The following is an 11,621-nucleotide window of genomic DNA, read 5'->3' as shown; positions in this document are numbered from 1 at the left end:
CTACCGTTCGATGTCGCAGGGGCCCGCCGCGGCGGACACGCAGGTCTGGATGAGGACGCCCGGCTCGGCCTCGGTGATCTCGCCGGTGCGCAGGTCGCGGACGGCGCCCGCCTTGAGCGGCGTGACGCAGCCGAAGCAGATGCCCATGCGGCACCCGGAGGGCATGAGCACGCCGGCCTCCTCGCCGATGTCCAGCAACGGCGTGGCGCCGTCCGCGTCGACGGTCTTGCCGGTGGCGCTGAACGTGACCTCGCCACCGTCGCCGGCGACGGCGATGCTGGGGCGGAAGCGTTCGGTGTGCAGGCGCTCTTGTACGCCGTGCTCGGTCCAGTGCTCTTCGGCGGCGTCGAGCAGGCCCGCGGGCCCGCAGGCCCAGGTCTCGCGCTCGGCCCAGTCGGGCACGAGTTCGTTGAGACGGGCGATGTCGAGCATGCCGTCTGTGTCGGTGTGCACCTCGGTGAGCCGCAGCTTCTTGTCCGCGACCAGGTCGTGCAGTTCGTTGCGGAAGATCACGTCTTGCGGCTGTGGCGCGCAGTGGACCATGACGACGTCGTCGAACTCGATGTCGCGCAGCATGCCCATCACGGGCGTGATGCCGCTGCCGGCCGTCAGGTAGAGCACCTTGGCGGGCTTGGCCTGCGGCAGCACGAAGTCCCCGTTCGGCTGGTCGAGCTGGATCAGCGTGCCCGGTTTTGCCCTGCGGACCAGGTGGTTGCTGACCTTGCCGTCCGGGATCGCCTTCACGGTGATCGTGACGCGGCCGTCCTGGCGGTTTGTCGGCGAGGTGAGGGAGTAGGCGCGCCACAGGCGCACCCCGTCGACGTCGACCCCGATCCGCACGTACTGACCGGCCGTGTGGCCGCGCCAGCCCCGTCCCGGCCTGATCACGATGGTCGCGGCGTCACCCGTCTCGGGGTGCACGGCCTCGATGCGCCCACGCAGGTCAGCGCCCGCACGCAGCGGGCTGACCAGGTCGAGGTAGTCCGACGGCAGCAGCGGCGTCGTGACCATCTCCAGCAGTTTCCACGCCCTGCTGCGGAGGGCTGTACTCGTCATGACCACAGCTTGCTGCGCCTCAAGGCGTAAAGTCCTGACCGCAGGACGTAAATCTGGTCGGCTGAATTGTTCGCAGGGAACAAAAACGTGAGCCATGCAATCCGGAGGACCAGCGAACTGGCCCTGGATGAGACGACGGTCACCGCACTTCGGGCCGCGCTGAAGACCACCGCCGACGAGGTCGTCCAGGCGATCATCGACAAGGTCCCTCCCTACGCCAACGCCCTTTCGGGCCGCATGGGCGCCACCATCCGCCGAGCCGTCCGCACCGCCCTGGGGCACTACCTGGACCTCGCGAGCGGGAACGCCACAGGCGGCGACGCCGGTGACGCAGCCTACGAGCTGGGCCGCGGCGAGGTGCGCGACGGCCGTTCGATGGACGCCCTGCTCAGCGCCTACCGCGTCGGCGCCCGCGTGGCCTGGCGATGCCTGGCAGCGGGTGCCGTACCCGCAGGTCTGCCCGCCGCCGAGGTCGCCAAGTTCGCCGAGCTGACCTTCGCCTACATCGACGAGCTCTCCGCCGCGAGCGCCGCAGGCCACGCCGACGAACTGGCCGCCCGGGGCCGGGCCCACGAGCGCCACCTGGAACACCTGGCCCGCGACCTCCTCGCCGGCGCGAGCCCGGACGTGCTGCTGGCCTCTGCTCAGCAGGCCGGGTGGCAGCCTCCGGTTTCACTGACCTCGGTCCTGCTGCCCGCCGCCCAGGCCCGGCCTGCCTACCGCGCGCTCGACCCGAGCACCCTCGTCCTCGACGATCTGCCGGACGCCACCGGTGTGCTGCTCGTCCCCGATGCCGACCGATCACATCTCTTGCGGCAGCTGACCGACCGCACCGCCGTGGTCGGCCCGGCCCGGCCATGGACTCGTGCGTCCGCCTCGTACGCACGAGCCGTACGCGCGCGCTCCCTCTCCTCTGATATTCGCGACACCGAGGACCACCTGCCCGAGCTGGTGCTGAGCGCTGACGCGGACGCGTTCGCAGACCTGCGTGCCCGAGCCCTCGCACCGTTGCGGACCTTGCCTGTCGCGACCGCACGGCGGCTGGAGGAGACGTTGCGGGCGTGGCTGCTGCACCAGGGCAGGCGGGACGAGGTGGCGGCGGCGTTGTTCGTCCATCCCCAGACAGTCCGGTACCGGATGTCGCAGCTGCGGGAGCTATTTCCGGATCTCGCATCGCCACAGCGGGTCCTTGAACTGACGCTGGCGGTCGGTCTTCGGGTCAGCTGACGCGCCCTTCGACCGTCCACGCCCGCGTCTGCGAGCAGTCCAGGAATCGTGCCTCGTTCTCGGTGCCATCAGCTGGCTCATGCGGCCCGGGGAAGAGAGGTATTAGCCAGCTGAGACCGGGGGTTGATGTGAAGATCAGACAAGGCCTCGGGAAGCCCGTCGGGGGCGCTGTCTCTGAGAAGCGCGGTGACGGATACGGCTCGACTGGATCCGGTGGACGATGCGCACCGGCCCGCTCGTCGACGCGCTCATCGAGCATCTGGTCGATGAGCTGGGCCGCTACGCCCTGGAAAACGGCTTTCATGTCGTCGTGGAGGGCGCTGTCCTGGCACGAGCTGACCCACAGGCGCGCGGCGGGCTGCAGCTGGGTGACAGGCGGGGCGGCCAGGCCGGGTCACCAGGGGCGGGGGCCGGGCCGCTCGCGCCGGGGACCACCGTGGTTCTGCGACGGCCCCGTGGCTCCCTTCCGACAGTCAACCGGACGACCGATTGGGCCGGCCTGGCACACCGCGCGAGGGATAATGGGGGTGGAATGACGGATTGTGAGGTCAGGAGCTTCCATGACGAAGCGGGTTCACCGACCCCGTGAGGACGCGGAGTTCAATTTCATCCTCGGGATGAGCGGAGTTCCGGTCCTCGCATACTTCACCGGGACATGGCCCAAGGCAATCGAGCCCTGCCGGGTGATGGACCTCGTCGTGGGTGGCATCGCCGACGAATACACGGGCCGCCTGACGGCCGTCCGCGCCGACATCACGCGTTGTCCGGCCGCAACCGAGCGATACGGGATCACCGGAGCCCCGTCCTACGTCCTGCTGAAGGAGGGAGAGGCTGTGGCGCACGGCACGGGGCCTATGACCATCGCCGAGGTACGGAAGTTCCTGGACGGCCACCTCTGAGCGGCCGCTGCGGCACGTGGCCGCGACGCCCGTCACGTCTCGTCTATGGGAGCTGCGCCGCCTGAGATACCTTGGGGCTGAGACACCCCCACAGGTCACATAACCCCGTCCAGGACGGTGCCCGGGCGCAGCTCCATGCCAGCCACGGCAAGGTCCATCCACTGCGGGGTGACGACCCGCCCAGACCGGGCATACAAGATCACCGTGTCGTCGGTGCGGCGCAGCGCCGCGCGGTGCCCGTCGAACTTCGGCTCGAACCACCAACCCAGCCCGTCAGGCAGGGTCGGGACAGCCTGCGCCAGCGCCACCTTGATCGGAAACTCCACACGTCCAGCCTGTGACAGCTCTCCGCTCACAGCACGCCCAGTTCGGTGTCGGGCCGACAGTGGATGCAGGCTCGGATCCCTTCATTGAGGGCGGCTACAGCCTGCTCGCGGGTGATCGGTCGCTGCCGCTTTCTGGCTGCGTAGCACCCGCCGACGTGCACCTCGATGGGGCGCTGGCCGACGCCGATGCCGAACTCCATGATCCAGTCCGGGGTCGGCGGCCGTCGCTCCTCGCCCTGCCGCTTCTCCCGTTCCCGCTGCTCGGCTGCCGCGATGGCTTCGTTGATGCGCACCACCCACATGGCGTGCCAGGTCCGCAGGGTGCGGAGGCGAAGCAGGTCGGGAGGGAGAGCAGGGGGCGCAGCAGGCCGCCGAAGCCCTGGGTGGCCGGTTCACGTGGACCCTGATCCACGCCGAGGCGTGCAGTCGCTGGCGTCCGACTCGTACGCCGACTTCCTGCGCCGCTCACAGGAGGAGCAGCGCATGGCGGCCGCGTTCTACCGGGCCGTACGCGAGGCCGCGCGCCGTGAGGTGCCGCTGCTCGCGGCAGGGAACACCACGGCGCTGCAGGCCGCCAGGTCGCTGGCCGACCGGCTGGCCGCCGAGCACCAACTGCAGTACGTGATCTACCGCAACGGGGCACGGGTGCCGGTGCAGGCCTGGGCGGAGTCGGCGACCCTCGCCAAGTCGGCAGTGGCCTACAACTCAGGGACCCTGAACAGGGCGCGGGAGGCCGGCGTGCAGAACATGGAGGTCTTCGACGGCATCGGGTGCGGCTGGACCAGCCACAAGGGCCCCGACAAGGCCACAGGCACGCTGCGCACCGTGGAGGACGCCGCGGCGTGGCCGATCGCCCACCCGCGGTGCGGGCGGGCGTTCGGGCCCAGGCCGGACGCCACACGGGCAGGATGACGACGCGCAGTACGTCGGGCCGTGGCGCGACCTCGACAACTGACCCCCGGAACGACCACGGGCCCCGGCCGTGATGGTCGGGCCCCGTCGTCGGCGCAGGCGTTATGCGGCTGGCTGGTGGTCGTGCCACGGGGCCGGGCCGGTCCGCGACGCCCAGCCGGCAAGTTCCTGCTCGCCGTACAGGAGGATCCTCTGCGCGGCCGCGTAGCCGACGGCCTGCCGGGTGAAGGTGCTCGTCGTGACCATGACCGGGATGTGGGCGCGGTGCACGGAGTAGCAGGTACCGCCGAACCGCTGCATATCCGGGGAGCCGACCTTGTTGGTGGGCCCGTAGCGTTTGCACTGGATGACGATCCGCCGGCCGTCCGGGGCCGTCGCTGTGACGTCGGCTCCGAGGTCTCCGGCGCCGCCGCTCACCAGAACGTCCGTGCAACCGTCCCGCTGGCACAGGTACGCGATGGCGTGCTCGAACTCCTTGGGCCCGAGGACGTGGTACCGGGCGATCTCACGTGACTGCACCTCGCGCAACTGCGCCAGGCGGGCCGCCTCGAGCCGGCGCTGCTCGGCCTTGCGGGTGCGGCGCACTACGTAGACCACGCCGCCGGCGACCGCGGCCAGGAGCAGCGGGATACCGACGGCCGGGACGTGCGCGACGACCTGGATGAGCACGGCGAGCGGGACGCCCACGCCCCATATGGCGACGAAGACGGCGAACGAGCAGGACGAACCGCGTCTGGTGCGGCGTGGTGGCATCGATGTCCCCCCGGGGGATTCACTTGTGGCGGAAGCGTAGTCGTACTGCGGTGAAATGGTGGACAGTCGGGGATCGGCCCCCGGGATGACGACGGCCCCGACCGGGCGCCTCGCGCTCTGCCACCTGACTCTGCTGCTGCATGCTGGAGTTGAGGCAGCGGTCAAGCTCGGCTGACATGCTGGGGGTCGATCACAGGGCGCGAGAGGGGCAGCATCATGCAGTGGCAGATCTACGGTGAACGGCCGATCTACGAGAACCCGTGGGTCAGCCTCTGGCTGACGGATGTGCAGCAGCCGGACGGCCGCCGCTGGGAGCACCACGTTGTCAAGCTTCGGCACCTGGCCGTCGCCGTCGTAGTTGACGACCAAAAGCGGGTGCTGATGATGTGGCGGCACCGGTTCATCACCGACACGTGGGCATGGGAACTTCCCATGGGCCTGATCGAGGACGGGGCCGGGGAGACACCGGAGCAGGCCGCGATCCGCGAGGTGGAAGAGGAGACTGGCTGGCAGGTCAAGGCCGTGGAGCCACTGATCTACGGGCAGCCAGCGAACGGCATCACCGACTCCGAGCACTACGTCTTCCGCGCCGAGGCAGGCATTTACGGGGGCCCGCCGACAGAGGTCAATGAGACCGACCGGATCGAGTGGATCCCGATGACGGAGATCCGGGGCATGATCGACCGGCGTGAGATCGTCTCCAGCGGCTCCCTGATCGGCCTGCTGTACTTCCTGCTGGACGAGGCGAACAGGGCCTAGGAGAACGCCTCACGCATCTTCGCCTCGAAGGCGATCACCGGGGCTTCCTGAGCGTGCGCGGCCAGGTGGGTGTGGAACTCCCGCACGTGACCGACGATGCGCGGGGAGTCCACGTTTGTCGCCAGGTCCAGGGCCAGCGAGGCAGTGGAACACGCCTGGTCTAAGGCGCCGTTGCGCAGCTGTGTGGAGGCCAGCCAGAAGGCGTGAAAGGCGCGCCCGCGCTGCTGGTCGCGGTGTTCGCGGCGCAGGCCCTCGGCGATCAACGGCTCGGCCTGCCGGTGCTCGCCGAGCTGCGCGAGAGCGATGCCGGTGTCCACGATCAGCTTGGTCTCGTCGAAGTACCGCACCCACTGTGGGGCGCTGGCGTGGTCGGCCCGTTCGAAGTGCGCGCGTGCTTTGTCGATGGATCGGTGGCAGTCGTTGCCGGCGTGCAGCGTGGCGTGGGCGAACGCCTCCCGCATGTGCAGCATGGCCATCACCAGGTCCGGGCTGTCGGTGCCGCGGGCGGCGTCCTGCGCCGCGCACGCCAGCGCGGCGGCGTCATTGGCATCGCCCTCGTAGGTGGCCTGCAGGCTCATGCAGGAAAGGACGTTGGCGATGAACTGTCGGTCGCCGACGCTTTGGGCCATCGTCAGCGCCTGGGTGAAGTAGGTGCGGGCCGTGCTGAACTGGCGTGCGTCGAAGTACGCCCATCCGGCGAGCCGGGCAAGCTCGGCGGCGAGCGTGAGCAGGCCGTGCCGTAGTGGGCTCTCACGGGTGTTATCGATCAGCTGTTGGGTGTGGCGCAGCTGGCCGACGACTGCGGGGCGCAGAGCGGCGGGGCCGTGCTGGTCGTCGCGGCGCCAGTAGTCCTGGATCGATGACTGGATGGCGGCGAGGGTCGAGCGGGTCACTTGAGCGGCGTCGACCAGGTTCAGGATGCTGTCCAGATCGGCGACCGGGGTGGCCGGTGGTGGGGGCGCCGGTTGGGGCTCGGTGAGGGTGGCTTGCGCCGGGATCTCCCAGGGGCGGTGCGCGAGGCCGAGCATAGCGCCGGGGATGCGCAGCCCGTCTGCCACGCGTTCGATTACGTCGATGTGTGCGAGTTTGCGTCGCCCGGCCGCGATCTCCCCGACACGGCTTGGGGTCATGCCGCATAAGGCGGCGATGCGCGACGGGTAGATCCCGGCGCGGCGCCGCACAAGGGTGAAGATCGTGGCGAAGTCCCGTGTCCGGCAGGCCCGGATCATCTCGGGATCGGTGAGAAGCGCGGGTGGCAGCTCTCGTGGCCCTTCCGCCGCCGGCATCGGCGCCTCCTCGCCCGAGTCGCGCACAGTGAGAGGAATCTGACGCCCCGCAAGCTTACCCACGTTGGGTAATCACGTGGGCCTTCACGCAGATCCAACTGCGGCGGGACGCTCTCGACACACACCGCTTCGGCGGTGTGACCTCTTGGAAACCTCGACGGGGGCGACGCCCCCACGTAGGGGGAGCACTGTGCCCGCAATCACCATGCATGACGAGCCCACGGGCGACGGGTTGACCACGCTGACGTGGGATCTGTGGCTGACGCCGTTCCCGAAGACGGTGAGTGAGGCCCGCCGGCAGCTCCGTTCGGCCCTGACCGGCTGGCAGGTGCCCGAGGAGGCGGTGGACACCGCCGTCCTGATCACCAGCGAGCTGGTCACCAACGCCATCCGGCACTGCGACAACCAGCACCTGGTGCACCTGCAGGTCACTGACGACGGTGCGGAGCTATTGCTGGAGGTGTCCGACCCGAGCCGCAACCCGCCCCGGCCGGTGGTCCCGCCGACTCACGCGGAGAGCGGCCGGGGGCTGTTCCTGGTCCGTGCGGCCGCCTCCGACTTCGGGGCCCGGCACCGTGACCCGGTCGGCAAGACCGTGTGGGCGACCATTCCCCGGACGCCCACCCCATGAGCGCCGGTCCGGTGGTGCGCCCCCCGTCGCGCCGCCGGGCCGGTTTTGGCCTGTACCCGTTGACGTCGAATGTGAGCCGTGCCGTGAACCCCGAAGCTGAGATGCCGTTCCGTGTGACCTTCGATCAGGAGCGCGGGCAGCTCGTGTTGATGATGACGTTCGGTGTGCAGCCGAGGCAGCGGGTCACCAGCGATCTGATCCCCAGCGCGGAGGCGGCGGCGGTCCAGATCGCGTTGAACCGGCACGAGGCGCGGATGCGGGCGCACCTGGCGGACGCGATCGCGGAGGCGACCACGCGGTTCCTGGGGGCGGACCCGCAGCGGCTGGAGGCTGCGGTGGCCGCGCTGTCGGACCCGACGTCGGCGGTGCCGATCGGTTCGATCCTCCGGGTGGCCGGGGCGCCGGCGGACCCGCGCACGGTGGGCCCATCAGGGCTCTGACCTGCAGTTTTGTCCGGAAAAATCTTATACCCAACCCCGAATGCAGCTCAAATAAGGCTTGAGGAAGAGGGGAACCGCCCCTCTTCCTTCCAGCACCCGTCCGGCCGCGTCGCCTCCCCGACGCGGCCGGACGGGTTCACCGGCAAAGGAGGGGACATGCAGCACGCTCTGATCGCCAGCCCGTTCATGGACGGGCACCTGTTACTGCGCCCCGGCCAGCACAACGGGCTGCGCCTGGGCGCCGCCCGCTTCAAGGAGCTGGCCGACGCCCACCCGAACACCCCGGTCCCGCAGTGGACCGCCGACGCCGTCCGCCAGGCGTGGGGCCTGGACCTGGCAGACCGCAGAATCGGCCAGGCGATCCTGGTCCGCAAGGCGTCGCCGTACGGGTACGTCCGCGCGTCCTACGAGATCAACCTCGGCTGCCACTACGACTGCGAGTTCTGCTACCTCGGCGAGAAGCGGTTCGAGGGCATGAGCTGGGAGCAGCAGAAGCAGCTCCTCGGCATCATGGCCGACGCCGGCGTGGTGTACCTGCAGATCACCGGCGGAGAGCCGCTGATCGACCGGCGGTTCCCGCAGGTGTACGCCTACGCCTACGACCTCGGCATGATGATGCAGGTCTCCACCAACGGGTCCCGCCTGCACTCCGAGATGATCCAGGACCTGTTCCGGGGACGTCCCCCGTACCGGCTCACGATCAGCGTGTACGGGGCCACCGAGGCGACCTACGACGCCATCACCCGCTGCCGCGGCAGCTTCAAGCGGTTCATGCGCGGCCTGGACGCCGCCCGCGAGGCCGGGATGCCGATGCGGATGAACGTGGTGGTGGCCAAGGAGAACCAGCACGAGGTCGCCGAGATGGAGGCGCTGGCCGAGAAGTACGGGCCGCACAACGTCTACGGCAACATGTCGCCGACCATCGGCGGCGACGGCTCGGTGCTCGCCACCCAGTCCATCCGGTACGAGAAGGCCCGCCGGGTCTTCAAGGGCTGCAACGCGGGCCACACCCTCTTCCACGTCGACCCATTCGGGCAGGCGTCGATCTGCAAGATCGGCCGTGATCCGCAGATCGACCTCATGACCGAAGGCGTGGAGGGTCTGCGACGCCTTGGCGGCATCGCGGACTCGCTCATGCTGCGCACCGGAGGCTGCTCCGGCTGCGCCCTGTCCGGCACCTGCCGGACCTGCAGGCCCTTGGCCAAGCTCTACCAGGAGGCCAAGGCACCACTCGTCAGCTACTGCCAGCACACAGAGAGGGACAACACATGACCATCACGATGGTTGAGATCGGCAAGCGGCCGCCCGAGACGACGGCCGACGCGGACACGGAGAGCCTGCCGCCGCTGGGGGCGGAGCTCCCCGGCACCGTCGGTGACGACGAGGTGATCATCGTGGGCGACCTGGACGGGTTCCTGGAGGCCACGATGTGCAACTGCAGCGCCAGCGACGACAACCCGTACTGGGAGTCCCGCGCGGTCGCCCGGTGGTAGTTTCCGACCGGGACAGCCCCGCCCGATTCGCCCGAGATAGGAACGGCGCCACACATGTCCATGTCGCGCATCGACTGGGAGCACCTACCCGAGCAGGTCCACCACGCTGTGGAAGCCCATACCGGGCCGTTCCTCAAAGCCGAGACCGTCTCGGGCGGAAAGAACTCCCAGATCGCCGCGTGCGTGTTCACGGCCGAGCAGCGCCTGTTCGTCAAAGGCATGCCGTCCGATCACCCGCAGCACCCGTCGCAGCAGCGCGAGGCTGCGATCAACCCGTACGTGGCCCCCCGCCTGACGCCCACGATCCTGTGGCGCGTCCAGGACGGCGGGTGGGACCTCCTCGGGTTCGAGTACGTCAGCGGTCGTCACGCCGACTACGCTCCCGGCTCGCCCGACCTGCCGCGCGTCCTGCGGCTGGCGGGCGAGCTGGCACAGGTCGACACCCCGCCGGCGCAGGTGGTCCGCACCGTCGAGCAACGCTGGTCGGCGCACGCCGACCCCGGCGCAGCCGAACGCTGGCGCAGCGGACAGGCCCTGCTGCACACCGACTTCGCGTCACACAACGTCCTGCTCGGCGAGACGCGGGAGTGGCTGATCGACTGGGCGTGGCCCACGGCCGGCCCGGCCTGGGTCGACCCGGTCGTCCTGATTCTTCGGCTGATGGAGGCCGGGCATACCGCGGCGCAGGCCGACGCGGAATGCAGGGTTCTGCCGGCCTGGCAGAGCGCCGACCGTGAGGACGTGGCGTCGTTCTCGGCCGCGAACGTGCGGCTGTGGAAGAGCATCGCCGAGCACGACCCCGAACCGTGGAAGCAACACATGACCCGCCTGGCGGGGGAGTGGTGCGACTACTGGGCGGGCCTGAGCTGAACCACAGACGCCCGCACCGATGCGGGCGTACCTTACGGAGGGGAGAAGAGGCAATGAAGGGGATAGGCATGCGGCTGGTGTTCGACAACGACGAGAAGTCGCCCATCCTGGAGCAGGCCGCAGAGGCCGACGAGGCGGGCAAGACGCTGCTGGCGGCGTCGCTGCGCGGCATCGCCGAGAACGGCATCGACCTGTCCAGCGACTGGGGGACCAAGCGCATCGAGCTGTTCGCCGCTCACGGCATCGACGTGACCGGGACCGGCGGCGATGCCCGTGTCGCCTAAACACACCCCCGGCAGACGCGCACAGGTCACGTTCACCCCGGAGTGCGAACCCGGCTTGGCGAAGTTGACGGTGTCGGACCTGGTGCGCCTGGACCGGGCCATCGTCACGATCTCACTGGACCCGAAGATCGGGCCCGAGCGGCCCACCCGCGAGGGGCATGTGCCGCTGCGGGAGTACACCGAAGGCACGACCCGCGTGGTCTACCACGTCACGGTCCTCGGGGCCCTCGTTATCTCAGGTTCACGTGGCTCCGTTGCAGGTCAGGGGTTTGCTGTTGCGTGAGGGACGTTAGTGACGGTCCTGCTTCAAATAGGGTGACGGTGTGCCTCAGAGTCCTGACCAGTCGTTTCTTCCGTCCCGTCATCAGCTCGGCAGCCTTCGTGACTTCCTCCATGGAAGGACGTACTCGGCTGCCTCCGTCACTGTCCGGCTCGACGGGGCACCGCCTCATGCTGCGGGATCGCCCCTGGACGACGTGAGCAAGGTCTCGGGTGCCCTGTATGCGGTCATCAACGTTCTCAGCAGGCGGGTGCTGGACGCGGTGTATTCCGGGGAGTCGGACGCCGAGGCGCGCGAAGCGTGGGTTGAACTCCTGTTGATCGCCCAGAACTGGCGGAACTCACTTGATTTGCCAGCAGACTTGAAAACCCTGGTGGACGAGGCCATTCCACTCTGATCTGCCCA

At 69.2% G+C, this 11,621-nt stretch carries 17 protein-coding genes; 12 read left to right on the top strand and 5 right to left on the bottom strand.

All coding sequences use genetic code 11. The features are described 5' to 3' along the window. On the bottom strand, nt 1-1,056 hold the full coding sequence (locus OHA88_RS02790; RefSeq protein WP_328624055.1) for a ferredoxin reductase: 1,056 nt from the start codon (nt 1,054-1,056) through the stop codon (nt 1-3). Nucleotides 1,057-1,143: 87 nt separating this feature from the next. On the opposite strand from OHA88_RS02790, the gene OHA88_RS02785 reads away from it, so the two are divergent. Then, nucleotides 1,144-2,283 carry a PucR family transcriptional regulator gene (locus tag OHA88_RS02785; RefSeq protein WP_328624054.1) on the top strand — a complete coding sequence of 380 codons (1,140 nt, stop codon included), beginning with the start codon at nt 1,144-1,146 and terminating at the stop codon, nt 2,281-2,283. A 560-nt stretch (nt 2,284-2,843) separates the two neighbouring features. Continuing rightward, complete coding sequence (locus OHA88_RS02780) at nt 2,844-3,182, top strand: thioredoxin family protein (RefSeq protein ID WP_328624053.1); 339 nt, start codon at nt 2,844-2,846, stop codon at nt 3,180-3,182. 95 nt (nt 3,183-3,277) lie between these two features. Here the strand turns inward: OHA88_RS02780 and OHA88_RS02775 are convergent, their stop codons facing one another. Together OHA88_RS02775 and OHA88_RS02770 are read right to left on the bottom strand one after the other, a co-directional pair. Further along, entirely contained in the window at nt 3,278-3,508 is a 231-nt protein-coding gene (locus OHA88_RS02775) for a hypothetical protein (RefSeq protein ID WP_328624052.1), read from the bottom strand. Nucleotides 3,509-3,534: 26 nt separating this feature from the next. Continuing rightward, nucleotides 3,535-3,810, bottom strand: coding sequence for a DUF6233 domain-containing protein (locus OHA88_RS02770; protein ID WP_328624051.1), 276 nt, complete (start codon nt 3,808-3,810; stop codon nt 3,535-3,537). A gap of 94 nt (nt 3,811-3,904) precedes the next feature. On the opposite strand from OHA88_RS02770, the gene OHA88_RS02765 reads away from it, so the two are divergent. Continuing rightward, on the top strand, nt 3,905-4,420 hold the full coding sequence (locus tag OHA88_RS02765; protein ID WP_328624050.1) for a hypothetical protein: 516 nt from the start codon (nt 3,905-3,907) through the stop codon (nt 4,418-4,420). Between the two features lie 102 nt (nt 4,421-4,522). Here the strand turns inward: OHA88_RS02765 and OHA88_RS02760 are convergent, their stop codons facing one another. Further along, the gene (locus tag OHA88_RS02760; RefSeq protein ID WP_328624049.1) at nt 4,523-5,173 is read right to left on the bottom strand and encodes a restriction endonuclease; all 651 of its coding nucleotides are present in this window, start codon (nt 5,171-5,173) and stop codon (nt 4,523-4,525) included. Between the two features lie 216 nt (nt 5,174-5,389). Here OHA88_RS02760 and OHA88_RS02755 point away from each other — a divergent pair, with 216 nt between their 5' ends. Continuing rightward, nucleotides 5,390-5,932 (top strand): NUDIX hydrolase, encoded by a 543-nt coding sequence (locus tag OHA88_RS02755; protein WP_328624048.1) that lies wholly within the window; start codon nt 5,390-5,392, stop codon nt 5,930-5,932. On the opposite strand, the gene OHA88_RS02750 is transcribed toward OHA88_RS02755, so the two are convergent. Continuing rightward, nucleotides 5,929-7,218 carry a helix-turn-helix domain-containing protein gene (locus OHA88_RS02750; RefSeq protein ID WP_328624047.1) on the bottom strand — a complete coding sequence of 430 codons (1,290 nt, stop codon included), beginning with the start codon at nt 7,216-7,218 and terminating at the stop codon, nt 5,929-5,931. The two genes, OHA88_RS02755 and OHA88_RS02750, sit on opposite strands and share 4 nt — an antisense overlap. A 205-nt stretch (nt 7,219-7,423) precedes the next feature. Here OHA88_RS02750 and OHA88_RS02745 point away from each other — a divergent pair, with 205 nt between their 5' ends. The 8 genes from OHA88_RS02745 (at nt 7,424) to OHA88_RS02710 (ending at nt 11,613) form a co-directional block, all read left to right on the top strand. Beyond that, the gene (locus OHA88_RS02745) at nt 7,424-7,849 is read left to right on the top strand and encodes an ATP-binding protein (protein WP_328624046.1); all 426 of its coding nucleotides are present in this window, start codon (nt 7,424-7,426) and stop codon (nt 7,847-7,849) included. A gap of 83 nt (nt 7,850-7,932) precedes the next feature. Further along, nucleotides 7,933-8,289, top strand: coding sequence for a hypothetical protein (locus OHA88_RS02740; protein ID WP_328624045.1), 357 nt, complete (start codon nt 7,933-7,935; stop codon nt 8,287-8,289). Nucleotides 8,290-8,445: 156 nt separating this feature from the next. Next, nucleotides 8,446-9,561 (top strand): radical SAM protein, encoded by a 1,116-nt coding sequence (locus OHA88_RS02735; RefSeq protein WP_328624044.1) that lies wholly within the window; start codon nt 8,446-8,448, stop codon nt 9,559-9,561. Further along, nucleotides 9,558-9,782, top strand: a complete 225-nt coding sequence (locus OHA88_RS02730; RefSeq protein WP_328624043.1) for a hypothetical protein — start codon at nt 9,558-9,560, stop codon at nt 9,780-9,782. Before OHA88_RS02735 ends, OHA88_RS02730 begins: the two co-directional genes overlap by 4 nt. Nucleotides 9,783-9,836: 54 nt before the next feature. Further along, nucleotides 9,837-10,652 (top strand): phosphotransferase family protein, encoded by an 816-nt coding sequence (locus tag OHA88_RS02725; RefSeq protein WP_328624042.1) that lies wholly within the window; start codon nt 9,837-9,839, stop codon nt 10,650-10,652. 53 nt (nt 10,653-10,705) lie between these two features. Then, nucleotides 10,706-10,936 (top strand): hypothetical protein, encoded by a 231-nt coding sequence (locus tag OHA88_RS02720; protein WP_328624041.1) that lies wholly within the window; start codon nt 10,706-10,708, stop codon nt 10,934-10,936. 55 nt (nt 10,937-10,991) lie between these two features. Further along, entirely contained in the window at nt 10,992-11,219 is a 228-nt protein-coding gene (locus tag OHA88_RS02715; RefSeq protein WP_328624040.1) for a hypothetical protein, read from the top strand. Nucleotides 11,220-11,412: 193 nt separating this feature from the next. Further along, nucleotides 11,413-11,613, top strand: coding sequence for a hypothetical protein (locus tag OHA88_RS02710; protein WP_328624039.1), 201 nt, complete (start codon nt 11,413-11,415; stop codon nt 11,611-11,613). Nucleotides 11,614-11,621 lie beyond the last annotated feature (8 nt).

The organism is Streptomyces sp. NBC_00353 (assembly GCF_036108815.1).
Taxonomy (GTDB): domain Bacteria; phylum Actinomycetota; class Actinomycetes; order Streptomycetales; family Streptomycetaceae; genus Streptomyces.
Note: the sequence above shows the minus strand (reverse complement) of the source record. Positions and strands in the feature narration are given on the sequence as shown.

Excerpts from the sequence above, each read along its gene's own strand:
- OHA88_RS02790 (WP_328624055.1), bottom strand. The coding sequence starts at position 1,056 with ATGACGAGTACAGCCCTCCGCAGCAGGGCGTGGAAACTGCTGGAGATG.
- OHA88_RS02780 (WP_328624053.1), top strand. The coding sequence starts at position 2,844 with ATGACGAAGCGGGTTCACCGACCCCGTGAGGACGCGGAGTTCAATTTC.
- OHA88_RS02770 (WP_328624051.1), bottom strand. The coding sequence starts at position 3,810 with ATGTGGGTGGTGCGCATCAACGAAGCCATCGCGGCAGCCGAGCAGCGG.
- OHA88_RS02760 (WP_328624049.1), bottom strand. The coding sequence starts at position 5,173 with ATGCCACCACGCCGCACCAGACGCGGTTCGTCCTGCTCGTTCGCCGTC.
- OHA88_RS02755 (WP_328624048.1), top strand. The coding sequence starts at position 5,390 with ATGCAGTGGCAGATCTACGGTGAACGGCCGATCTACGAGAACCCGTGG.
- OHA88_RS02750 (WP_328624047.1), bottom strand. The coding sequence starts at position 7,218 with ATGCCGGCGGCGGAAGGGCCACGAGAGCTGCCACCCGCGCTTCTCACC.
- OHA88_RS02745 (WP_328624046.1), top strand. The coding sequence starts at position 7,424 with ATGCATGACGAGCCCACGGGCGACGGGTTGACCACGCTGACGTGGGAT.
- OHA88_RS02735 (WP_328624044.1), top strand. The coding sequence starts at position 8,446 with ATGCAGCACGCTCTGATCGCCAGCCCGTTCATGGACGGGCACCTGTTA.
- OHA88_RS02730 (WP_328624043.1), top strand. The coding sequence starts at position 9,558 with ATGACCATCACGATGGTTGAGATCGGCAAGCGGCCGCCCGAGACGACG.
- OHA88_RS02725 (WP_328624042.1), top strand. The coding sequence starts at position 9,837 with ATGTCCATGTCGCGCATCGACTGGGAGCACCTACCCGAGCAGGTCCAC.
- OHA88_RS02720 (WP_328624041.1), top strand. The coding sequence starts at position 10,706 with ATGAAGGGGATAGGCATGCGGCTGGTGTTCGACAACGACGAGAAGTCG.